Origin of the sequence: Alloprevotella rava (genome assembly GCF_014195585.1) — a bacterium.
GTDB lineage: Bacteria > Bacteroidota > Bacteroidia > Bacteroidales > Bacteroidaceae > Alloprevotella > Alloprevotella rava.
In genome coordinates this window covers 119,767-141,187 of sequence record NZ_JACICA010000005.1, presented here as the reverse complement: position 1 = coordinate 141,187, position 21,421 = coordinate 119,767, and the positions used below count along the sequence as shown (strand labels likewise).

Genomic DNA, 21,421 nt, shown 5'->3' with positions numbered 1-21,421 from the left:
CGCCGTGCGCCATCTTGCCATACTCCGATTCTCCGCCTTGGGCGACATCGCCATGACCGTCCCAGTTGTCGACTGTCTGGCACGGCAGTACCCCGACCTCCGCATCACCGTGGTGTCGCGCCCCTTTGTGGGCCCGCTCTTCGAGCACCTACCTCCGAATGTGGACTTCTTCCCCGTGGATTTGCGACAGGACTATGTGGGGCTGCGCGGACTGTGGCGACTGGCGCGGCAGCTGAAGCGTCACGGCGTGGATGCTGTGGCGGATTTTCATAACGTGTTGCGAACCATCGTGATTCGCCGCATCTTGCAATTCCACGGCCTCCGCGTGGCGCATATCGACAAGGGGCGGGCGGAGAAACGCCGTCTCGTGGCGCATACCTCCCACAAGCGGTTACTCTCCTCCTTCGAGCGTTACAACAAGGTGCTGGCTGCCCTTGGCCTGGACGTGACGCTCAACTTCCAGCGGCTTGCGCTGCCTGCTTCGCCCCTCATCGATGAGCTTTTAGGGCCGCGGGGAAAGACCGAATACCTCCTCGGCGTGGCTCCCTTTGCGGCGCATCGCGGGAAGATTTACCCTACCGGAAAACTCGCTGAGGCGTTGGCGCTCATCTTGGAGCAACGCCCCAGCACGCGCTTGTTTGTCTTTGGCACGCCGCGCGAGATGGACACCATCCGCAAGGAATGGGACGACCGCTTCCCCCGCATCGTCTTCGTCTCCGACACGCTGCGCGGTCTGGGGCAGGAGTTGCAACTCATGGGCCGCCTCGATGCGATGATCTCGATGGATTCGGCCAATATGCACCTGGCCTCACTCGTGGGCTGCCCCGTAGTGTCGATTTGGGGGCAGACGCACCCCGACGCGGGCTTTATGGGCTGGGGACAAATGGGCGCAAACATCGTGCAGCAGGAGCTGTCGTGCCGCCCCTGCTCCATCTTCGGCAATAAGCCTTGCCGCTTCGGTGACTACCGCTGCATGCAGAAAATTTCGCCCAATATCATTGCGGCGAAAGTGGATGAAATCTTTACTGGAAAAAAGCCGAAAGAGATTGTTTAGGGGAAATCCGACTGGTCAGACTGGTCCGACCAGTCTGACCAGTCCGATAAATCTTAGTCAAGCTCCATCTCGAAGGGCGCACCATGGCGGCGTATGTAGCGCTTCCAGAACTTTCGGCGGGCAGAAAGCATGAGCTGGCGGCATTCTGCAGGGCAGGCGTGGCGCGCTTCAGCATAGGCATCGGCCATCGCCTCGAAGAAAGGGGGCTGTCCCCAGAGTCGCGCGAAGTTGCGGCAGCCCTCGGCAATAGAAACGCGGCCGAAACGCATACGATTGGTATCGACAAGAGAGAAATGCGGCTCGCCATCGATAACCTCAAAAAGAATGTTGCCCGGCGAATAGTCGAGATGAAGAATTCCCGCCTCGTGAAGGCGCGCCGTGAGGCGGGCAAAACTGCGAGCCACCAACAGCACCTCAGGAGTGAGCGGCGCGGTGGCAAATTCATAGAAACGACGCGTGTAAGGACACTGCACACTAACGAAAAAACTCTCCGCGATCAATCCTCCTTTTCTTCGTTCGAGATAGGCCACCGGTTCGGGACTATCTACCCCGGCCGCGTGCATACGAAACGGATTCTCATAGGCGCGTAAGCCTTTGGGGCTGCGCAGGAAGGTGTAGGCCACGCGCTGAAAAAAACAGGGCTGGCGAAACCGCTTCACGTTGAGCTCCAAATCCTCCCACTGACACACGCGCAGGGAGTTGCGACTCTCGCGCAGGCTTCTGCCCTCGGCAAAGTAGGTGTCGATGTGTTCGAGGAAGGGACGTACCCGTTCGTATTTCGGATTGATGAGTAGTTTCATTGGGCAGTGTTGAAGATGGAAAAAGGTGCGCCAAGTCCCGATAAAGAGCGAAGACGGGCGGCAGCCACGGGCGAAGATCGGTGGGTACGCTGTCGTGCACACGCAGGTTGAGCTTCGCCGCTATGCTTTTCCCTTTCTGGCAAAAATAAAGAAGAGCGAGAAAAGAACCAAAATAATTTGGGAGAAATCATAATCCGACTTAATTTTGCACCGAAGAAAGGTAGCTCGCCTTTACATTTTGTGGGTTCTGCGCGCCTTTCCTCGCCCCTTTGAGGCCGTTGGCTTTTCGCTTTCTTTTATACAATCACAGCTATGCACATTGGCTACGACGCTAAACGCCTTTTTAACAACTTTACAGGCCTGGGCAACTACAGTAGGACACTGATAGATATGCTCACGACTCGTTTTCCGGATAACACATACCTGCTCTACACCCCTAAGATTTCGGATGCCAACGTGGTGAAGCCTTATCGCCACAAAGAACATTGTAGCACGCGCATGCCCGAGGGACTTGTGCGCGGTTCGCTTTGGCGCGGCTATGGTTTGGCCAAAGAGCTGAAGAAAGACCAGGCTGATCTTTACCACGGCCTTAGTCATGAGCTACCAATGGGTTTGGGGGCTGCTCGAATTCCGGCAGTGGTGACGATGCACGACGTGGCTTGGCGCACCTTTCCTGCGATGTACCACCGCTGGGACCGTGCCATCTACGACTTCAAGGCGCGCCACGCTTGTCGGGAGGCACAACGCATCGTGGCCATTTCGGAAGCTACGAAACGCGATGTATGCAAATTCTACAACGTGAAGGAAGAGAAAGTGGAGGTCATTTATCAGCCTGCGCAACAACTCTTCTATGCGGAACTCAATAAAGAACTGGCGCATCGGAAACTGAAACAGTACCTCCCGCAGCTGCCTACGGACTACCTCCTCTATGTGGGTTCGGTGAACCGCAGGAAAAACCTCATGGGCATCGTTCGCGCTCTCGAAGCCATTCCTGCTGGCGAGCAACTGCCACTGGTGGTCGTGGGCAACGGACGAGAATACCTCGAAGAGGTCCATTCCTATGTGTGCCGCTATAAGCTGAGCCCTCAGTTCTTCCTTTTCACCGATATTTATGACAATCGCCTGCTGCGCTACCTCTATGAGTGCGCCACGGCCTTTGTATACCCCTCCTTCAGCGAAGGCTTCGGACTGCCCGTGGTGGAGGCGCAACTCAGCGGTACGCCAGTGGTGACCTCCAACGTGTCGTGCCTGCCCGAAGCTGGAGGCCCTCATTCGCTGCTGGTAAACCCGAACGACCCAGAGAGCATTGCTCACGCCATCCGCACACTCCTTGCCGACGACGAGGCGCGCCAACAGCGAGGCCGCAACAGTAGGCAGTGGGCGCTCGAGACTTTTGCGCCAACCCGCCTTGCCGAGCAGATGATGCAGATGTATCGAGGCGTGGTGGGGGAGGAATGATCTATCCCCGTAGGACCTTAGCGAGCGAAACAGTCCCGCCGAAGTGCTGACGAAGACCTACCCCGCAGCTGTTCAGCGTTTTGCAGCGCGGAGGAAGGAACGAAAGAAGAATATTTTTACATCAATAATAAGTTCTGTTATGAAAACATGGATTCTGGCAAGCTTTATGGCTTGCGCGGCCTTGTCTCTCCAAGCGAAAGACGCGGCAATTGTAGCCCCCGACACCTCCCGCGCGGAGGTCGCGGCAACGGACCTGAAAGTCCTGCAACCCACTTTGGAATTGGAACCCGTGAAGAACGTGACGGGTACGATACTTGGCCCCTTCGGTTGGTTGAGTGCCCATTTCGATACGCGCCTCAAAGGCAACCGCGGTTGGGGTTTTGGCGGCGGATTGGGCTGGGCTTATTCAGCCTCCAATGATTGGTTTGGCGAAAAGGAGTCGTTCCACCTGCTTTCGCTCTCTCCTGAGTTCAACTACCTCTTCGGCAAGAAAAAAAGTAAATTTGAGTTGGGCGGCGGTATGACCGTGGCGCTCATCTTTGGAAAAGTTGAATATCCCGAAGACGGTTATCTGGGGTATAATGGTCCAGGTTATGTTGTCCCTGGTAATACTCATGAAACATTCTTGGCCTATTATTTCTTCGGCACGATAGGCTATCGCTTGCAGCCCTTCCGTGGTTTCTCCATGCGCGTGGGTATTTCTCCCACCTTCGGCTTAGGTGGCGACCACTCCGTGGATGGCATCCTCATCCTTCCCTATTTAGGTTTTGGATATTCGTTTTAGGGAGAGTTCCATAAATATATATACGGATTTCGGCAAGGGGAGTGACACAAAAAAGATGAGCTCTACAAAAGAATTATCTAATTTTGCTCTTGTCGGTTGACTTTACAGCCTTTCCATTCTTTCCACTCTTTCCTCTCGATATCAACATCCGACATCCACGCACGGTACGGAGGCGTTTAGCGTTATATTGCAGCCATTTTAGATTCTATTATGCAAGCTGCTAATCGGAAATCACTTTCGCAGGAAGAGTGGGATTATCATCATCAGAGTTCATTATAAAATACCTATTTTTGGGTATTGTCTCATTTTTTTACCTTTTCTATTTTTGCACTAAATAAATTTCATTCTTATGATAAGAAATAAACACGACATACCACAGGGATATATAGAATCCTGTTAAGCCAAGCGCACCGTTCAAGAGAAAAACGGTGCGCTTTTTTTATGAACAAAAAGAAACGATGTTCGTTATTGATAAATTCTATTCTATATGCAGACACTGAAAGATGATATAAAGCAGCGTATACTCGTAACGGCACGCGAGGAGTTTATAGCACACGGTGTAAAATGCACTTCCATTCGCACGGTGGCGCGCAAGGCTGGGGTGGCTGTAGGCAATGTTTACAACTATTTCGGCAGTAAGGACGAACTTTTCTGCGAGGTGTTGCGACCGCTCATTACCGCATTAGACCGTTATATCCAATCGCACAACTCGGAATGGCACTTGAGCCTTGAGGTGTTCAGTGCGAGGAGGTTTCAGGACGAATACATTCTGGCAATGAAGACATTTGTTATAAATTTCCGTCCCGAACTTCGACTGCTGCTCTTCAATGCGGAGGGCAGTTCGTTGGCAGGATACAAGGAAAAGATTATAGAGCATCAGACAAAGATTGGCACGGAATACCTTCAGCTGATGAAAGAGCGTTATCCGCACTTGGATATTAACATTTCGCCTTTCTTTCTCCACATTGCTAGTTCCACATGGATGAGCATTTTCTCAGAGCTGGTGGAACACGATGAGTTTGACGAACAGGAGATTGAGTGCGCACTTGAGCAATATGCTGCTTACAGTATGGCTGGATGGAGAGAGCTTATGAAAGTATGGGCAGATGAGTTTAAATACATTAAATAACAATAAGATGATAAAGACACTTAAACGTTTAGGGGCTTATATGGGAAGGCGCAAGTGGTTGCTGCCCTGCTCCGTCGGGCTTTCGGCAGTGAACGGACTGCTGTCTCTCGTTCCCTTCATTCTTTTGTGGCTTGTGGTGCGCATCCTGCTCACAGCAGAGGGTGACCTTGCCGACACGTCTTTGTGGGACTATGCTCTTGCAGCGTTTGTGGTATCAGTGGCAAATATTCTGCTCTACTTTTTCGCTCTGATGCTCTCGCATCTTGCTGCTTTCCGCATAGAAATTAATATGCGACGCTGGGCGATGGAACGGCTTATGCGCGCTCCCTTGGGCTTTTTCGACACACAGAACACAGGGCGTATGCGCAAAATCATTGATGAGGATTCGGGACAGACGCACACATTTGTGGCACACATACTGCCTGATGTGGCAGGAAGCGTGGTGGCTCCGCTCGGTGTTATTATACTCCTGTTCATGGTGGATTGGCAGATGGGACTTGCCTCAATGGTACCACTCGTGTGTGCTTTCGGCATTATGGGCTATATGATGAATCCTAAGAACAACCACTTTCAGCGAATGTATCTCGATGCATTGGAAAAGATGAGTGCGGAGGCAGTAGAATATGTGCGTGGCATACCTGTGGTGAAGGTGTTCCAGCAAACGGTGTTCTCGTTCAAGCGGTTCTACGACAGCATCATTAACTACCGCGACCTTGTGATAAAGTACACCCTGCTGTGGCGCACACCAATGTCTGCCTATATTGTAGCCATCAACGCCTTTGCTTTCTTTCTTGTGCCTACGGGCATACTCCTCATAGGACACGGCGGACAGACGGCTGTCGTTATCTCGGATATGACACTCTATGTGCTGATTGCGCCTGTTATCTCGGTCAATGTAATGAAAGCGATGCACCTCAGCCAGAACCTTTTCCTTGCGAACGAGGCTGTAGACCGATTGGAAAAGCTCACCGACGCCACACCGCTTCCCGACAGCGAAACGCCACAGAGAGCCAAGTCTTCAGACATCTGTCTGCACAACGTGTCGTTCAGATACGACGGGGCGGAGAAAGATGCCGTGAGCCATATCGACCTCACTATCTGCGAGGGAAAGACAGTGGCACTTGTTGGACCATCGGGCAGCGGCAAGACTACCATAGCAAGGCTCATTCCCCGCTTCTGGGACGTGCGCGAGGGCAGCGTGAGCATTGGCGGAACGGACGTGCGACAGATGGACAAGGCGGAGCTGATGCACAGTGTGTCGTTCGTGTTCCAGAACACGCGGTTGTTCAAGACCTCCATCTTGGAGAATGTGCGCTACGGCACGCCTGAAGCTACACTCGACGAGGTGAACCGTGCCATAGACCTTTCGCAGAGCCGTGAGATTATAGACCGACTGCCACAGGGCTTGAACACCATCATAGGCAGTGAAGGAACATACCTGTCAGGGGGCGAGCAGCAGCGCATAGTGCTTGCGCGCGCCATTCTGAAAGACGCGCCCATAGTGGTACTCGACGAGGCGACCGCCTTTGCCGACCCCGAGAACGAGCATCTCATTCGCGAGGCACTCGCACACCTCACACATGGCAAGACTGTTCTGATGATAGCCCACCGACTCACTACTGTGCAAGACGCCGACAGCATCGTAGTGGTGGCCAACGGTAGGATTGCCGAGCAGGGTTCGCACGAGGAACTTATGGCGCGGAAGAGTATGTATAACAGAATGTGGAACGAATACCAGCAATCCGTTGAGTGGAAACTGTAATCATAAAAGTACGATACAACTATGACAAGATATTTTCAAGACCGTTTCGCCCTTTCGGAAAAAGGGGCAAAGGATTTGCAGCGGGGCATATTCTTCTCAACATTGCTCAACCTTGCGTTGATGCTTCCGCCGTCTTACTTGTTTTTGTTCCTTATGGAGCGCATCGGCACACATACGGGGCAACACTCCCTATGGTTCTATCTGCTCTTGGCGGTAGTATTGGCTGTGGTGATGTTTGTAGTGGCGCGCTGGCAATACGACAGCACCTACACCACTATCTACACCGAAAGCGCGCAACGACGCATAGGACTCGCTGAAAAGCTGCGCCGTCTGCCGTTGGCATTCTTCGGCGAGCGCAACCTCTCCGACCTCACATCCTCCGTGATGGAAGACTGCACCGCGCTGGAAGAGATTTTCTCGCACGCCGTACCGCAACTGTTTGCTTCCGTGGCGAGCATCATTCTTATTTCCGTCGGAATGTTCTGCTACGACTGGCGGCTTGCTCTCGCTCTCTTCTGGGTGGTGCCGCTGGCAGTGATTACATTGCTGCTGGCACGACATAGGCTCGACAAGGCTTTCGTAAAGCTCTATCATGTGAAGCGAGGTGTAACCGAGCAGGTGCAGGAGGGGTTGGAATGTATGCAGGAGATAAAGTCATACTGTGGTGAGGCGGTATACAACCACAGTTTCGACAAACGCCTGAATGACTACGAAAAGGAATTGCTCAACCACGAGTTGGTGGCAGGCGCATTTGTCAATCTCTCCTCCGTACTACTGCGATTGGGTATGCCTACAGTGATACTTGTTGGTGCGTGGTTGTTGCAGCGTGGCGAAGTGTCGGTGTTTGACTATCTGGCATTTCTCATAGGCTCGGCAATGGTCTACAATCCTATACAGGAGGCTTGCAGTAATCTTGCCATACTCGCTTACTTAGACGTGCGCATCAACCGAACGAAAGAGATAGAGGCGATGCCCGTGCAGACAGGAAAAAAGAGTGCGGATATGAAAGGCTACGACATAGAGTTCCGCAACGTAAGCTTTGCCTACGAAACTGAAAAGCAGGTGCTGCACAACGTTTCGTTCACCGCTCGACAAGGCGAGGTTACGGCTCTCGTGGGGCAGTCGGGCGGAGGAAAGAGTACTGCTGCCAAGCTTGCTGCTCGCTTCTGGGATATTGATGGCGGAGAGATACGCGTGGGGGGATGCAATATTGCTGACATTGATCCAGAAACTCTGCTCAAGAACTACGCCATAGTGTTTCAGGACGTGCTACTCTTCAATGCCTCCATTGCTGACAACATACGCATCGGCAAGCGGGAGGCTACCGATGAGGAAGTGCGCCGTGTGGCACGGTTGGCACAGTGTGACGACTTCATAAGCCGTATGCCACAGGGCTACGACACTGTGATAGGTGAGAACGGCGAAACGCTCTCTGGTGGAGAGCGGCAGCGCATTTCCATTGCCCGGGCCCTACTGAAGAATGCCCCCATCATTCTCCTTGACGAAGCCACCGCCAGCCTCGATGCCGAAAACGAAACGAGGATACAGGCTGGCATCTCCGAGCTGGTACGCAACAAGACCGTAATCATTATTGCCCACCGTATGCGCACTGTGCTGGGTGCCGACCACATCGTGGTGCTTGGGGGCGGAACGGTTATAGAGCAAGGTGCGCCTGCCAAGCTGATGGCACAAGGTGGAGAGTTTGTGCGAATGGTAAAGTATCAGCAGGACAACGGAAACGACAATCCTATAGGAACTGTTCGGTAAGAAATATAACAAGCTCAACAGTGAGTGCTTAAGAACAATGTTGAGGTTGTTAAGGATTCACAGGAAAGGCCACGCGTATAGAGTTAGTGAAAGAGTATAGTCCGCTCGCTCTCTTGAGAGGAGAGAATACCTAAGATAAGAGCAAGGGGAGGGTACACTCTTTTTAGAACAGAATCTCTCTACTACTTAATATTTTTGGCGAAAATATAATTTAACACTCTGAAAATTTGTTTTTATAAATATATAATTTTAGATTTGCGATATATATGTAAACGCTCTTTGTAAACACGTAAATTGCTAGGGGTAATTTCGAGCACCATTTCTACGGTGTTCTCCTATGATAAAACAACATAACCCACCCCGGTATATAACTCTAAAAGATATTCTCTAACAATTAAAATGTACAAACAAATGAGTAAAAGAAATTTCTTAGTATGCAGTGCGAAGTATATCTTCGTATTAGCAAGCGTAGTGATTATGAGTATGGCTTTCTCAGCTTGCTCGAAGGATGACAAGGACGATGGGCCACAACTCAAGGCCAATGTTCTTACTGTTGGTAACAGGGAGGCTCCCGTTAAAAAAGTGGTATGCTATAAGAACGATGAGGGCATCTATAAAATTAAGGTCTTCTTTGATGATGATGAAATGGAAGAGGTGCGTTTTATCGTGAAAGAGGACCTCTATTTCAATAAGAAAATAGATCTATCCAAGAAAAAAGATGCCGACAGTTATTGGGAAGTGATGTACGATGATCCGGCAGGAAATAGAAAGATTGATACCTGGAGCAAGCCAGACCATAAATATGGGGAGGGAGAAGAGATATACCCCGTTTTCGAAAAAGGCTCTCTTTTTATCACAAAGAAATCTGCGGATAACATCTACATCAAGTTAGAAGGCAGAGTTGAAGGCACAACGAAAGGTGTTATGTACGACATCAGTCTCCTTTATCAAGGTAAAATGACTGTAGTTACTGACTAATAGTACTAACCTTTAAGCGTCCTGACGCCTTAAAACAGATATACGGCGTTGCTCTGAAAAGAGCAGACTCGGGAGAAGGGCTTTGTGCCAATCTCCGATAATACAAAATCCTGTGCAGCAATATGTTGCACAGGATTATTCTTTTGCCGAGTTAAGAAAAAGCATCTATGCGTGGTTGCATGATACAGAGAGCTAGTTATCGGACTGGTTCGACTGGTCCGCGCTGTCCGACTGGTCGGAGATTTTAGATAAAGGAAAAAACAGCTGCGGTGCATTTCACAACGTACCGCAGCTTCACAGAACTTATATAGAGATGAAAAAACTATTCTTTTATTTTTAACAAAGGAGCTTTGCTCTGCAAGTGAGCTTTTCCCCTTGATTGCATTGCAAAATTACGAAGCCTTTTTGATTTATACAAACAAAAAATAGAAAAAAAAGCGAATTTTTTTTCTATCTCTTATTTTTCTGTTTGCGGACAGGCTTTTTTTGGTCGTTTTTTCTGAAAATGGAATTTTCTTAGCAAGATATATCACTTATCGATTAGGCGGATGCTTTCGGGTAGCAATTCGATACGGCGGGAGCGGTAGAGAGTGCCCACGGCGCGCTTGAAGGTTTTTTTGGACACACCAAATTCGCGCATAATGTCTTCTGAATCAGAACGATCTGTGAAGGGAATTTCACCTCCGGCCTCCTTGATGCGTTCCTCCAGAATCTCTGCAAAATCGCGGAAGCGACCTTTGCCAATTCGTTGCAGGGAAAGGTCAAGTTTTCCGTCGGGTCGGAAAGTGACGATGCTGGCGCGGAGACGTTCGCCGGTGCGGTGGTCTTCGTAGATCTGATTATCGTAGATGAGGCCCGGCCAGGCGTTGTCCACGATGACCTTGAAGCCGAGCGGCGTTTTCTGCTGGATGAGGATGTCGACCTCCTCACCGCGGTGGTAGCGGCCGTAGGGGGTGGGTTGGATGAAGCGATCCACTTTTGCGGAGGCCACGATGCGGCTCGTTTCTTCATCGATGTAGATGTAGACGATGTAGGAGCGGTCCTTTTCCATGCGGCGTTTCTGCTCACGGAAAGGTACGAAGAGGTCCTTCATGAGTCCCCAATCGAGGAATGCGCCGTACTCATTGACCCACGCCACGCGCAGATAGGCAAATTCGCCCACGCGAGCCAGTGGTGTTTCCGTGGTGCCCACGAGGCGTTCCTCCTGGTCGAGATACACGAATACGCGGACTTCATCGCCGGGCTTCATCTCGGGCAAGACATAGGCTTTGGGCATGAGAATTTCGCCCACTTCGCCGCTGTCGAGGTAGGCGCCGTGGTCGGTGAAGCGCGTGATGCGCAGCGTGTTGTAGTTGCCCAGTTGGAGGGTGGAGGTGCGCTCAGTGGCGGGGACTGTGGGGCGCTCAGATTGTGGTTGCTTCATTTTCGGGGAGGTTGGAGGGCGGCAGGCTGATATTGCCGTCGATGATGTGGATAGTGCGGTCGGTGAGTTGGGCCAGTTCCTCGTCGTGTGTCACGATAACGAACGTTTGGCCCAGCTTGTCGCGGAGTTCGAAGAAGAGCTGGTGCAGTTCGGCTTTGTTGTGGGAGTCGAGCGAACCCGAAGGCTCGTCTGCGAGAATCACGTCGGGCTGATTCATCAACGCCCGCGCCACGGCCACGCGCTGCTGCTCGCCACCGCTCAGCTCGTTGGGCTTGTGCTCCGCACGGTCCTGAAGTCCCATAAACTGGAGGAGCTCGAGGGCGCGCTGGCGGAGTTCGCCATGGGAGCGGCGGGCAATCATTCCCGGAATCATGATGTTTTCGAGCGCCGTAAACTCGGGGAGGAGTTGGTGGAACTGAAAGACGAATCCGATGTGCCGGTTGCGGAAGTCGGCCAATTTGCGACTGTTGAGCGCCAGCACGTCGGTACCGTTGATAAGGAGGCTGCCGGCATCGGGCTTGTAGAGCGTGCCGATGATTTGGAGTAGCGTGGTTTTGCCCGCGCCGCTGGGTCCTACAATGCTGACAACTTCGCCTTTCTCGATGTTGAGGTCGATGCCCTTGAGCACCTCGAGTGGGCCGAAGGATTTCCTGATTCCGTGGAGTTCTATCATAACGGTGTCAAAGTTAATGGAAAGCGGAGGAAAAAGCAAGAGGAAAAGCCTCTCCAGCTTCCTCGGAGTTCTCGGACTGGTCCGACCAGTCTGACCCGTCTGAGGACCAGCTTCCTCGAGAGGGCCTCGGACTAGTCCGACCAGTCCGACCAGTCTGAGCCCACCAAAAGAAGGCCCTCAGGCCTCTGAAAACTGCAGTTCCAAGGGAGAAGCTTTTTGGAGGTGAGCTTCGAGTTCTTTTTTCTCAATCTCGTAGGCCGAGAGAGTGGAGGAAGTGGGGTATTTGTTAAAAAACGGATCGTCGGAGATATAAAGGCTGATGGCTTCCACTTCGGGGTGTGTGAGCATTCGCTTGCAGTAGGCCTCGATGCGTGGGCGGCTGCGAGGGAGCACTTTGACGCCCGCGCCGCCTGTTGCGAGGCGGAGAGCTGCGATGACATGTACCGTTTGGCGCAACTGCTTCACAGCGGAAACTTTTTCGGGAGAGAGTTTGTGTGAGATACTGATGTTGCGACCAAAGGTTTGGTTGATGTCGTTCATCATCTTGCAGAAGATGAGTCCGTGAGGCGCTGTGTCGTGGAGTCGGTGGTAGGCGATGTGGTAGTGAATCATTTCGTGGATAATCACATCGTCGAGTTCTTCGGGCGTGAGGTCGAAAAGCACGCTAAAACGCAAGTAGAAGTCGTAAGGCTCAATGCGCCCCAGCGGTGTGCGGCGCGTGCGGTGTTGGTACTTCCCCACGAAAGTCGTTGCGCGGGAGAGGCGGATGGGGATGTCGGGGAGGTGGTTGCCGAAGATGAGTTGGTTGTATTCTTTGAATTTCTGTTCTATATAAGGAATGGAGGCACGCATATTTATATAGGAGTCTGATGCAGAAGTGCTACTTCGGGCTTACGAGGATGAGGGCGTCCTGCACGCTGATGACGCGGATGGGGGTGCCTTCATCGATGAAACCTCCTGCGCTCTTCACTTCAACGTTTTTGCCGTCTATCTCGGCGTTGCCGATGAGGGCGAGGCGAGTGAGAGCGCGCCCTTCGTCGCCAGGGCGCACGGAGAGCTGTGCCGCGGTGGCATTGGTAGAGTCGATGTTGGTGTGGAGTTCGGCACGCTTGATGATGGGCGAGCGACTCACGAGCCAGAATAAGAAGAGCACGAAGGCTACGGAGGCGAAGAGAGCACAGGTGGCGATGAATGCGCCATAATGGTAGAAAGTGATGGCATCGGCCACGAGGATGAGGGCAGAGGCCGTGATGCCAGGCACGCCAAAGCCAGGCGTGACGAAAGCCTCGATGGCGAAGAGCAAGAGGGCCACGAGGACGATGGTGCCGATGAGGAGGAGTGGTGACATAATGCTATTGTTTTTTGGACAAGTCGGACTGTTCTGGTGAGTCCGGTGCGTCGGAATGTTTTTAGGAGAGAACGAGAGGGAAGTGTTCGTGTGTTTTTTTTAATACGCCTCGCGATACTTCGATTCATCTTTATCGTCGAGCATCGAGAGGTAGCTCTGATAGCGCGAAGGGGCGAGGCGGTGGTCTTCGAGGGCTTGGAGCACCGCGCAGCCGGGTTCGTTGGTGTGGGTGCAGTTGCCGAAGCGGCATTCGGCGGAGAGGCTGAAGAGGTCGCGGAAGAAATGGGACACTTCCTCCCTTTCAAACTCGAACGTGCCAAAGCCTTTGATGCCGGGGATGTCGATGAGTGCGCCTCCCTGGGGCAGGTTGTATCGCTCGGAGAAGGTGGTGGTGTGCATGCCCGTTCCGTGGGCATCGCTGATAGAGGCGGTGCGCGCGTGAGCCTCGGGAATGAGCGCGTTGAGGAGGGTAGATTTCCCCACGCCGGAGTTGCCGGCCAGGAGCGTTAGGCGGTTGTTGAGCAGCGGGGGCAGGGCGTCGAGTCCCTCATGGGTGATGGCCGACACATGGAGCACATCGTAGCCTATGTCGCGATAGATGAGCGTGAGGTAGTCGAGCATTTCGCGCTCTTCGCTGGTGAGGTCGTCGATTTTGTTGAAGCAGATGGCAACGGGAACGCGGTAGGCCTCTGCACTGGCCAGAAAGCGGTCGATAAAGGTGGTGGATGTTTCGGGGCGCGCAATGGTCACGACGAGGAGCGCCATGTCGAGATTGGCCGCCAGGATGTGGCTCTGCTTGGAGAGGTTGGAGGCTTTGCGAACGATATAGTTTCGGCGTTCGTCTATTTCGCAGATGAACGCCGTTCCGCTTCCGTCCTCGATGATGCTAACGCCATCGCCTACGGCCACGGGGTTAGTGGAGCGGATGCCTCGCAGGCGGAAGTTGCCCTTGACTTTGCATTCCACTTCGCGCCCGTCGTCGGTGCGCACGGTGTACCAGCTTCCAGTGCTGCGTACTACCTGCCCGTGAGTATGTGTGGTAGGGTTTGGCATAGTTTGGGGAGGCTCGGACTGGTCGGACTGGTCTGACTGGTCGGAGGTCCTTTGAGAGGGGATTGGTTCTCAGACTGGTCGGACTGGTCGGACCCGTCTGAGCCCACCAAGAGAGCTTGCTTAGACAGTCATGATTTCTTTGTTCTTGACTTCGAGGAGCTGCTCGATCTGCTTCACCATCTTGTCGTGAATCTTTTGCAGGTCGTTCTCAGCGTCCTTGCGGAGGTCTTCGCTCAAGCCCTCTTTTTCGGCCTTTTTGAGCTTGTCGATACCGTCTCGGCGAATGTTGCGGATGGCCATCTTAGATTCTTCGGCCTCTTTGTTGCACTGCTTCGTCAGCGCGCGGCGGCGTTCCTCGGTCAGCGCGGGGATGGCCAGGCGGATCACCTCACCGTTGTTCTCCGGCATAATGCCCACCTCGGAGTCGATAATGGCTTTCTCGATAACATGGAACATGCTCTTGTCCCAAGGCTTGATGGCGATGGTTCGCGAGTCGGGAGTGGAGATGGCCGATACGTTGTTGAGCGGCACTTGGCTACCGTAGGAGTTTACGCGTATGCCGTCTAAGATGTGAACATTGGCCTTTCCGGCGCGGATTTGAGCCAGCGTCTCTTCGAGGTGCATCACGCTCATTTCCATTTTTTCCTCACATTCTGCGAGGCATTGTTTTACGTCGAACATATCTTTTTTACCTTATTTATTTGTTATATTTCACTATTATTGGGCGAAGATAAGTATTTTCTCGGATTTTGTCAAAATACGCCCTGTATTTTTATTGCTGCAGGAGCACATTTCCTACTTAGCACATTTAATTATTACCTTTGCACGGAAGATGAACCAGTTTGCCGATATCATATTGCCCCTGGCCGTGAGCCAGCCCTACACTTACCGCCTGCCGCAGGAGCTGGCCAGGCGGGTTGTGGTGGGCACTCGCGTTGTGGTGCCGCTCGGTCGCCGCAAGTACTACACCGGCATCGTTTTCCGCCTCCACGCCACGCTGCCTGCCACCGTCGACGCGTCCGCTTTGAAGGATGTGGCCGAAGTGGTGGACGACCATCCTCTGCTGCTGCCTGCGCAGTTGCAGTTTTGGGAGTGGATGGCGCAGTATTATATGTGCACGCTGGGCGAGGTGATGAAAGCAGCCCTGCCTTCGGGCCTTAAACTCGAGAGCGAGAGCGCGGTGCGGAAGAATCCTGATTTCTCCGATTTCGATGTTCTCACGGAGCGCGAGAGTCGTGTTCTTGACGCTCTTTCGGCTGAAAAAGGAGATAGTTTGGCGAGTTTGCAGCGTGAACTAAATATTGACAATGTCCTACCGCTTGTGCGCCGTTTGCTGGAGCGTGACGCCGTCGTGATAGAAGAAAAAATGGCGCGGCAGTATCGGCCCAAAACGGAGAAACACGTGCGCCTTGCCGCCGACTTTCAGGATGAGAATTGCCTCAATGAAGTTTTTGAAAACCTCAAGCGCACGCCCAAACAGAGCGAACTTCTCCTCAAATATCTCGAGCTTTCCAAGGCTTCCACGGCTTTTGCTCTTTCCAATATGGGCTTGCTCGAGGAAGTGGCGCGGCGCGATCTCCTGCGCCTCCCTGGCGCTTCCGAATTTGCCCTTTCTGCCCTCGTTGGCAAAGGCATTTTGGAGGTCTACGACTATGAAGTGGGCCGACTCAAAACGCAGAAGGCACTGCCCGAACTTTTGACAAAAGAACTCAACCCAGCGCAGCAGCAGGCCTATGAGGAAATCACGCAATCCGCCTCTACTCCCGTCCTGCTTCAAGGCGTTACCTCCAGCGGCAAAACGGAAATCTACATCCGCCTCATAGAAGACGCCCTACGGCGGGGAGAGCAGGTTCTGTATCTCCTGCCCGAAATCGCCTTGACCACGCAGATTATGACGCGTTTGAGTCGGGTTTTTGGCGACAAACTCGGTGTGTATCATTCTAAATTTCCCGATGCCGAGCGCGTGGAACTCTGGCAGCGGCAACTCTCGGAGCGGCCTTTTTCGCTCATCCTCGGCGTGCGTTCCAGTTTGTTCCTGCCCTTCCGCAACTTGGGGTTAATCATCGTTGATGAAGAACACGAAACGAGCTACAAACAGCAAGATCCTGCACCGCGTTATAACGCTCGCGATGCCGCCCTTGTGCTGGCGCGTTCCACTGGTGCGCGCGTGCTTCTCGGAACGGCCACGCCAGCCGTGGAGACCTACCACAATGCGCTTTCTGGGAAGTATCGCCTCGTGGAACTCACCACGCGCTATGGCGATCGGCAACTGCCCGAAATCGTGGTGGAAGATGTCAAAGAATTACGCCGTAAAAAACTCATGAAAAGTCCGTTCTCGCCGCGCCTGACCGAAGAGATTCGCGAGGCGCTGGCTCATCACGAACAGGTCATCCTCTTTCAGAACCGCCGCGGCTATAGTCCCGTTTTGGAATGCCACACCTGCGGCTGGACACCCCATTGTGAGCATTGCGACGTACCGCTCACCTACCATCAGCAGCAGGGCCGCCTCGTTTGCCACTACTGCGGAACGCCCTATCCGCTGCCCCAGCAGTGTCCCAACTGTGGTAGCACCGAATTGCGCGACTTAGGTTATGGCACGGAGAAGATAGAAGCCGCCGTGCGCGCCTTTTTCCCCGAAGCTCGCACGGCGCGCATGGACCTCGACACCACGCGCAGTCGTTCCAGTTATGAGCGCATCCTCGAGACCTTTGGGCGGGGCGAAACGGACATCCTCATCGGTACGCAGATGGTCACGAAAGGTCTCGATTTCGAGCGAGTCCACGTGGTAGGCATCCTCAATGCCGACCAGAGTCTCAATGTGCCCGACTTCCGCGCCTTTGAGCGCTCGTTTCAGATGCTCAGCCAGGTGGCGGGTCGCGCAGGGCGCAAAGGTCGTCGCGGCCTCGTGGTGTTTCAGACCCGCCAACCGCAGTTGCCCGTAGTGCAGCAAATTGTGACGAACGACTACCGCGCCATGTACGCCAGTCAGCTCGTTGAGCGGCGCGAGTTCCTCTATCCGCCTTTCTGCCGCATCATCAACATTTTTGTGCGCCACCGCGATGAGCGCATTTGCGAAGACGCCGCACAAAAGTTTGCGCAGAGCATCCGCCCTTATTTCCAGTCCGACCTCCTCGGTCCGGACCGCCCCGCCGTGGCGCGCATCCAGGCGCTCTATATTCGGAAGATGATGCTCAAGGTGCGCCCCGCGTTCTCCGCGGCCAGCATCCGCCGCACCCTCCTTTCTGCTCGCGATGTCCTTTTAGCGCGTCCCGAACTAAAGGGAGTGCAGCTCTATTTTGATGTAGATCCGCTTTGATTCGCTCCTTTATGGCCTCTCCAGCGGGAGGGAAAGGATTGTCTTTTTGTATATAATTGGAGCGGCTCTATTGTTAAATTTTGGAATTTCTTTATTCTTTTCTTGGTTGAAAAAGGGAAATTCACTTACATTTGCATATCTCTAAACAATTCATTAAAACAATTAAAACGATGAAAAGATTTTTCGTAATGCTTGCGATGCTCGTAGTGGCATTTGTTTGTTCAACGACGGCTTCTGCCCGTGGTGTCATTATCTATGGTAATGGCGATGCTCTCAAGAAGCTCCACGAGTTGCCCGACAGTTTTGCCAACGACGCTGACGAACATTTCAATCTCGGTGTTCACTATCAGAGTTTCAGCCTTTTCTGGTGTCCAGTATGGAACTATGGTGAGTACACTTATGCTCTTGTTGACGACAAAGAGGAGAAATATGTTGACCTCACGGTGGAAGAAGCCAAAGAGATTGCTAAGGAATGTAAGTTTGAGATTTCCGATAAGCCCTCTCTGCCTCTGGGCACTCAGATTGGTCTGAAGCCCGTCATTCTTCTTGTCATAGGTCTTGCTATCTACGGTCAGATTCCAAGTAGAAAGAAGAAGAAAGAAGAGGAAGGTAACGAAGTGCCTGAAGAAAAAGAAAGCTGAAGAAATAAAGAAAAGTCCCTAAAGCCCCCTCCATCTCCCCCATAAAGGGGGAGTGCTCAGAGCTGGATGACCGTTGAAAATCAGACGGATCATCAAACACACAAGTGGTAGCCGAGCACTCCCCCTCATGGGGGAGATGGAGGGGGCTTCTCTCTCTTTTTTTACTTACACCTTCTGCACTCTCACCTTGCCTTTTTCGAGGTCGAAGGCAGCGCGGAATCGCGTGGGGCGCACCCAGCGAATCATGATGTTGCGCAGGAGTTTGGGCTCAAAATCCTTGGCAGTGGCAGCACCTTTCGACTTGATGGTGGTGTGGAGACTACCCAAATCGCCGAGACTCACACTCTTACCGTCGAGCAAGGCTTCGAGGGCGTGGACACAGGCCTCTTTGATGACGGCCGAAGCATCGGCAGCAGTGGCGGTACTGGAGTGTGAAATCTTGTCGCAGAGAGCTGCGAAACTCATCTGAGTTTGCTGAACTTCTTGAGCGTAGTACTTCACACTTTTGTCAATAGGATTCTTTCTTGGGATTACTTTGTACTTTAACATGGTTTTGATGGTTTTAGGCACCGTCCACTCAACGTGGGTTTTGTGGTGCAGGTTAGTGATAATGATTTGGTTAGTGTCTTGCTGAAGCTTCTCTTTTAAGACATTACAAAGATAGGAATTTAGAGTGAATTGTGCAAGGGAAAAGGAAAGAAAATTTCAGGGATTGGTGGGCTCAGACTGGTCGGACTGGTCGGACGGGTCGGAGGTCCTCTTGAGGGGGATTGGGTCTCGGACTAGTCGGACTGGTCCGACTGGTCTGACAAGTCCGAGATCCTCTTGAGAGGCTTTCGCTTTATCTAATCCTCCTCCAGCCTCTGCCTTTCGCTCTGAACATCATAGCTGGGGCAGGCCTTGTTGGGGTTCACCTCGCGGTGGCCGCGGATGCGGGCGGTGGGGTAGTGCCAGTGGAGGAGGCGGAGGAGAGCTTCGAGCGTGGTGCGTTGGGCGCAGGTGCGCGTGTCCTTCGGGCGACCTTCGGGGTCGATGCCGCCGATGTAGGCCACATGGATGGCGTGTTGGTTGTAGCCCCGCACGCCGTTGGCCACGTGCTCTTCCGCCCAGAGGCGGCGCAGCGTGCCGTCGGCCTCGATCACATAGTGATAGCCGGGGGCGTGCCAACCGCGAGCGCGGAAGCCGTTGCGGAGCGCCTCGATGGTGGCGGAAGGTTGCGTGGCGGTGCAGTGCACGAAGATGTTGTTGATTGTTCTCATGGTTGTTGTTGGTTTTTAGGGTTAGTGACGAGTTTTGAGTTGGTGGTCGATGTAGACCTTCACGCCGAAGATACTACCGGCGTAGATGAGCGTCTGGGCTGTAAACCACAGTACGCTGTCGGAGATTTCACCCAGTGGCGGGACGATGAAGCCCGCGATGGTGAGGCCGACACCTGCCATCAGCATACCGATGGCGGAGAGTTTTGAGAGATTGTCTTGCATGGTTGTTTTCTTTTTTTGGTGGGCTCAGACTGGTCGGACTGGTCGGACGGGTCGGAGGTCCTCTGAGAGGGAGTGGGTCTCGGACTGGTCGGACTGGTCGGACTGGTCCGAGGCTTTTTATGTTAGTTTAGAAACTTTTCCAGCTTGTCGGCAGCGGGCGAGGTAGCTCTTGAGGGCAGCGATGCCCACGAGGCCCTCGGGATGGCGGCGCGCTTCGTTGGCGCGGTCTTGTTCGATGCGCTGCCAGGTCATGTTGCGCTCGGAGAGGAACGAGCGGAGGCTGCGCGTGAGCACCATGGGGTCGGGCGTGCCATAGAAGCGTTCGTAGCGGCCACCTTTGAAGTGCTGGAAAAACCAGCTGAGCTCGCACACTGTGAGTTGACCGAATTGCTGGAGGATGATGGCCGTGAGTTCTTGCATCTGGAGCGTGCTCCACCGCGCTGTTTGTCCGCAGAATTCGGCGATGCGCGTGAGCTGGGGCACTATCCACACGCGGCCCGAGTTAGGCCCGTAGAGTTGGTCGAGCTGGCGGAGCGTGGGTGCGCTGCGTTGGATGCAATCCGAGAGCGGGAGGCGACCGTAGAAGCGTTGCACATCGGGGTTCATGGCTTGGCTGAATGTCGCGAGAGAGGGGTAGCGCCGTTGGAGTTCAGTAAGGACTGTTGGCAATTTGGCGGATGGCGTCGAGGGCAGTTTCGCGGCCAGCTTGGAGGTCGGCGTCGCGGCGCGTTGCAGAGGTAGATTGTCGGTAGTTTCCATAAGTTTTTTGGTTGCGTTCCCAGGTGATACAGGCCGAATGCCAATTTTTCATTTTTGTGCGTCCCACGAGCCAGCCGTTCGATTCGTAGTGGCTGAAAAAGGCGACGGGGTCGAAGCTGTAGCCCTTCGCTGCCACGTGGCGGCAAACTTCGTCGAGGGTGGGAGGATGGAAGCTTCCTCCGGCTTTTCCAAGGCGGGGAGTGCTCGGCTGCCTCTTGTTTGGGTCTCGGACTGGTCCGACTGGTCCGACTGGTCTGATTGGTTCTTTGACAACTTCGATGGCTGTTTCGGCCGTGTCTCGCGCAGCTAATTCTGACGTAGGAAGAATTAGCCTTTCTTCTTCTTTTTCTTCTTCTTTCAAGATAGGGGTGCAGGGGGAAGATGCTTTCTTCTGTTTTTCTTTTTCTTGCGATGAGTGCGAGATGAGTGCAAGATGAGTGCGAGATGAATGCAAGATTTCTGTGCTTTCTTTGTAGGTCACCAATAGCTGATTGAATGGCGTGTTGATGTTGCGCGAGAAGGCTGGTTTCTCCCCCGTCATGAGGTAGTCGATGAGTGCGGCCAAGGCTTGGTTGCGCAATCGCGGTTTGATGCGGCGATATTCTTCCCAAACGGGTCGGGTGATGATAACTTCGGAGGTCATGATTCTTGGATGGTTTTAGAGATGGTTGTGAGGGCGCATCGCGCGTCCGGAGGGGTGGATTTTGGGGTTAGTGTTCGGTCCTCTGTGGGAGGTTTGTTTTGCTTCGGCAAAGGTATAGAAAGGCTCTCGGAAATGCAAATTTTTAAGCAACTATTTTCTCGCTTTTTATGCGGTGTGTAAACGATATTCTAAATGTTAAAAACTTTTTTGTGCATGTGTCACTCTCTGTCACGATTTATTATTATGGGGCGCATTCTTAGGGAGTTGCTTATTGTGGGCGTTTCCTTGTGGTGTATAGCTTTTCTGTGTCCGATGGATAGGGCCTTTCTCGTCCGCTGCCTTATTGTGTCGG

At 53.1% G+C, this 21,421-nt stretch carries 21 protein-coding genes; 9 read left to right on the top strand and 12 right to left on the bottom strand.

What is annotated here, in order from left to right:
- The first annotated feature begins 4 nt into the window (after positions 1 to 4).
- Positions 5 to 1,054, top strand: coding sequence for a glycosyltransferase family 9 protein (locus FHS60_RS06075; RefSeq protein ID WP_183696444.1), 1,050 nt, complete (start codon positions 5 to 7; stop codon positions 1,052 to 1,054).
- Positions 1,055 to 1,107: 53 nt separating this feature from the next.
- On the opposite strand, the gene FHS60_RS06070 is transcribed toward FHS60_RS06075, so the two are convergent.
- Complete coding sequence (locus FHS60_RS06070; RefSeq protein ID WP_183696441.1) at positions 1,108 to 1,854, bottom strand: lipopolysaccharide kinase InaA family protein; 747 nt, start codon at positions 1,852 to 1,854, stop codon at positions 1,108 to 1,110.
- Positions 1,855 to 2,166: 312 nt separating this feature from the next.
- Between FHS60_RS06070 and FHS60_RS06065 the strand changes: the two genes are divergently transcribed.
- The 6 genes from FHS60_RS06065 to FHS60_RS06040 all read left to right on the top strand — a co-directional run bounded on the left by FHS60_RS06065 (position 2,167) and on the right by FHS60_RS06040 (position 9,732).
- Complete coding sequence (locus FHS60_RS06065) at positions 2,167 to 3,312, top strand: glycosyltransferase family 4 protein (RefSeq protein ID WP_183696438.1); 1,146 nt, start codon at positions 2,167 to 2,169, stop codon at positions 3,310 to 3,312.
- A gap of 139 nt (positions 3,313 to 3,451) precedes the next feature.
- Positions 3,452 to 4,096 (top strand): hypothetical protein, encoded by a 645-nt coding sequence (locus FHS60_RS06060; protein ID WP_183696435.1) that lies wholly within the window; start codon positions 3,452 to 3,454, stop codon positions 4,094 to 4,096.
- Between the two features lie 487 nt (positions 4,097 to 4,583).
- Complete coding sequence (locus FHS60_RS06055) at positions 4,584 to 5,225, top strand: TetR/AcrR family transcriptional regulator (protein ID WP_183696433.1); 642 nt, start codon at positions 4,584 to 4,586, stop codon at positions 5,223 to 5,225.
- Positions 5,226 to 5,232: 7 nt separating this feature from the next.
- Entirely contained in the window at positions 5,233 to 6,987 is a 1,755-nt protein-coding gene (locus FHS60_RS06050; protein WP_183696430.1) for an ABC transporter ATP-binding protein, read from the top strand.
- A gap of 21 nt (positions 6,988 to 7,008) precedes the next feature.
- Positions 7,009 to 8,754, top strand: coding sequence for an ABC transporter ATP-binding protein (locus FHS60_RS06045; protein ID WP_183696427.1), 1,746 nt, complete (start codon positions 7,009 to 7,011; stop codon positions 8,752 to 8,754).
- A 411-nt stretch (positions 8,755 to 9,165) separates the two neighbouring features.
- Positions 9,166 to 9,732 carry a hypothetical protein gene (locus FHS60_RS06040; RefSeq protein WP_244957447.1) on the top strand — a complete coding sequence of 189 codons (567 nt, stop codon included), beginning with the start codon at positions 9,166 to 9,168 and terminating at the stop codon, positions 9,730 to 9,732.
- 529 nt (positions 9,733 to 10,261) lie between these two features.
- On the opposite strand, the gene FHS60_RS06035 is transcribed toward FHS60_RS06040, so the two are convergent.
- From FHS60_RS06035 to frr, 6 genes are all read right to left on the bottom strand, one after another.
- Positions 10,262 to 11,155, bottom strand: a complete 894-nt coding sequence (locus FHS60_RS06035) for a CvfB family protein (protein ID WP_183696421.1) — start codon at positions 11,153 to 11,155, stop codon at positions 10,262 to 10,264.
- On the bottom strand, positions 11,136 to 11,828 hold the full coding sequence (locus FHS60_RS06030; protein ID WP_183696417.1) for an ABC transporter ATP-binding protein: 693 nt from the start codon (positions 11,826 to 11,828) through the stop codon (positions 11,136 to 11,138). Before FHS60_RS06030 ends, FHS60_RS06035 begins: the two co-directional genes overlap by 20 nt.
- A 177-nt stretch (positions 11,829 to 12,005) precedes the next feature.
- Entirely contained in the window at positions 12,006 to 12,680 is a 675-nt protein-coding gene (locus FHS60_RS06025; RefSeq protein WP_183696414.1) for a SprT-like domain-containing protein, read from the bottom strand.
- A 28-nt stretch (positions 12,681 to 12,708) separates the two neighbouring features.
- Positions 12,709 to 13,176 carry an NfeD family protein gene (locus tag FHS60_RS06020; RefSeq protein ID WP_183696411.1) on the bottom strand — a complete coding sequence of 156 codons (468 nt, stop codon included), beginning with the start codon at positions 13,174 to 13,176 and terminating at the stop codon, positions 12,709 to 12,711.
- 99 nt (positions 13,177 to 13,275) lie between these two features.
- Positions 13,276 to 14,229 carry a ribosome small subunit-dependent GTPase A gene (gene rsgA, locus FHS60_RS06015; protein WP_183696408.1) on the bottom strand — a complete coding sequence of 318 codons (954 nt, stop codon included), beginning with the start codon at positions 14,227 to 14,229 and terminating at the stop codon, positions 13,276 to 13,278.
- 120 nt (positions 14,230 to 14,349) lie between these two features.
- Positions 14,350 to 14,910 (bottom strand): ribosome recycling factor, encoded by a 561-nt coding sequence (gene frr, locus FHS60_RS06010; protein WP_183696405.1) that lies wholly within the window; start codon positions 14,908 to 14,910, stop codon positions 14,350 to 14,352.
- Positions 14,911 to 15,061: 151 nt separating this feature from the next.
- On the opposite strand from frr, the gene priA reads away from it, so the two are divergent.
- Together priA and FHS60_RS06000 are read left to right on the top strand one after the other, a co-directional pair.
- The gene (gene priA, locus FHS60_RS06005) at positions 15,062 to 17,545 is read left to right on the top strand and encodes a replication restart helicase PriA (RefSeq protein WP_183696402.1); all 2,484 of its coding nucleotides are present in this window, start codon (positions 15,062 to 15,064) and stop codon (positions 17,543 to 17,545) included.
- Between the two features lie 170 nt (positions 17,546 to 17,715).
- Positions 17,716 to 18,186, top strand: a complete 471-nt coding sequence (locus tag FHS60_RS06000) for a hypothetical protein (RefSeq protein ID WP_183696398.1) — start codon at positions 17,716 to 17,718, stop codon at positions 18,184 to 18,186.
- Positions 18,187 to 18,351: 165 nt separating this feature from the next.
- Here FHS60_RS06000 and FHS60_RS05995 read toward each other — a convergent pair whose 3' ends face one another.
- The 5 genes from FHS60_RS05995 to FHS60_RS05975 form a co-directional block, all read right to left on the bottom strand.
- On the bottom strand, positions 18,352 to 18,735 hold the full coding sequence (locus FHS60_RS05995) for an HU family DNA-binding protein (protein ID WP_183696394.1): 384 nt from the start codon (positions 18,733 to 18,735) through the stop codon (positions 18,352 to 18,354).
- 296 nt (positions 18,736 to 19,031) lie between these two features.
- Complete coding sequence (locus FHS60_RS05990) at positions 19,032 to 19,445, bottom strand: N-acetylmuramoyl-L-alanine amidase (protein WP_183696389.1); 414 nt, start codon at positions 19,443 to 19,445, stop codon at positions 19,032 to 19,034.
- A 21-nt stretch (positions 19,446 to 19,466) separates the two neighbouring features.
- Positions 19,467 to 19,667: a hypothetical protein gene (locus FHS60_RS05985; protein WP_183696386.1), complete on the bottom strand. Its 201-nt coding sequence runs from the start codon at positions 19,665 to 19,667 to the stop codon at positions 19,467 to 19,469.
- A gap of 117 nt (positions 19,668 to 19,784) precedes the next feature.
- The gene (locus FHS60_RS05980) at positions 19,785 to 20,336 is read right to left on the bottom strand and encodes a DUF6633 family protein (RefSeq protein ID WP_183696383.1); all 552 of its coding nucleotides are present in this window, start codon (positions 20,334 to 20,336) and stop codon (positions 19,785 to 19,787) included.
- On the bottom strand, positions 20,317 to 21,069 hold the full coding sequence (locus FHS60_RS05975) for a hypothetical protein (protein WP_183696380.1): 753 nt from the start codon (positions 21,067 to 21,069) through the stop codon (positions 20,317 to 20,319). The genes FHS60_RS05980 and FHS60_RS05975 overlap by 20 nt, the downstream gene beginning before the upstream one ends.
- Positions 21,070 to 21,421: the final 352 nt, after the last annotated feature.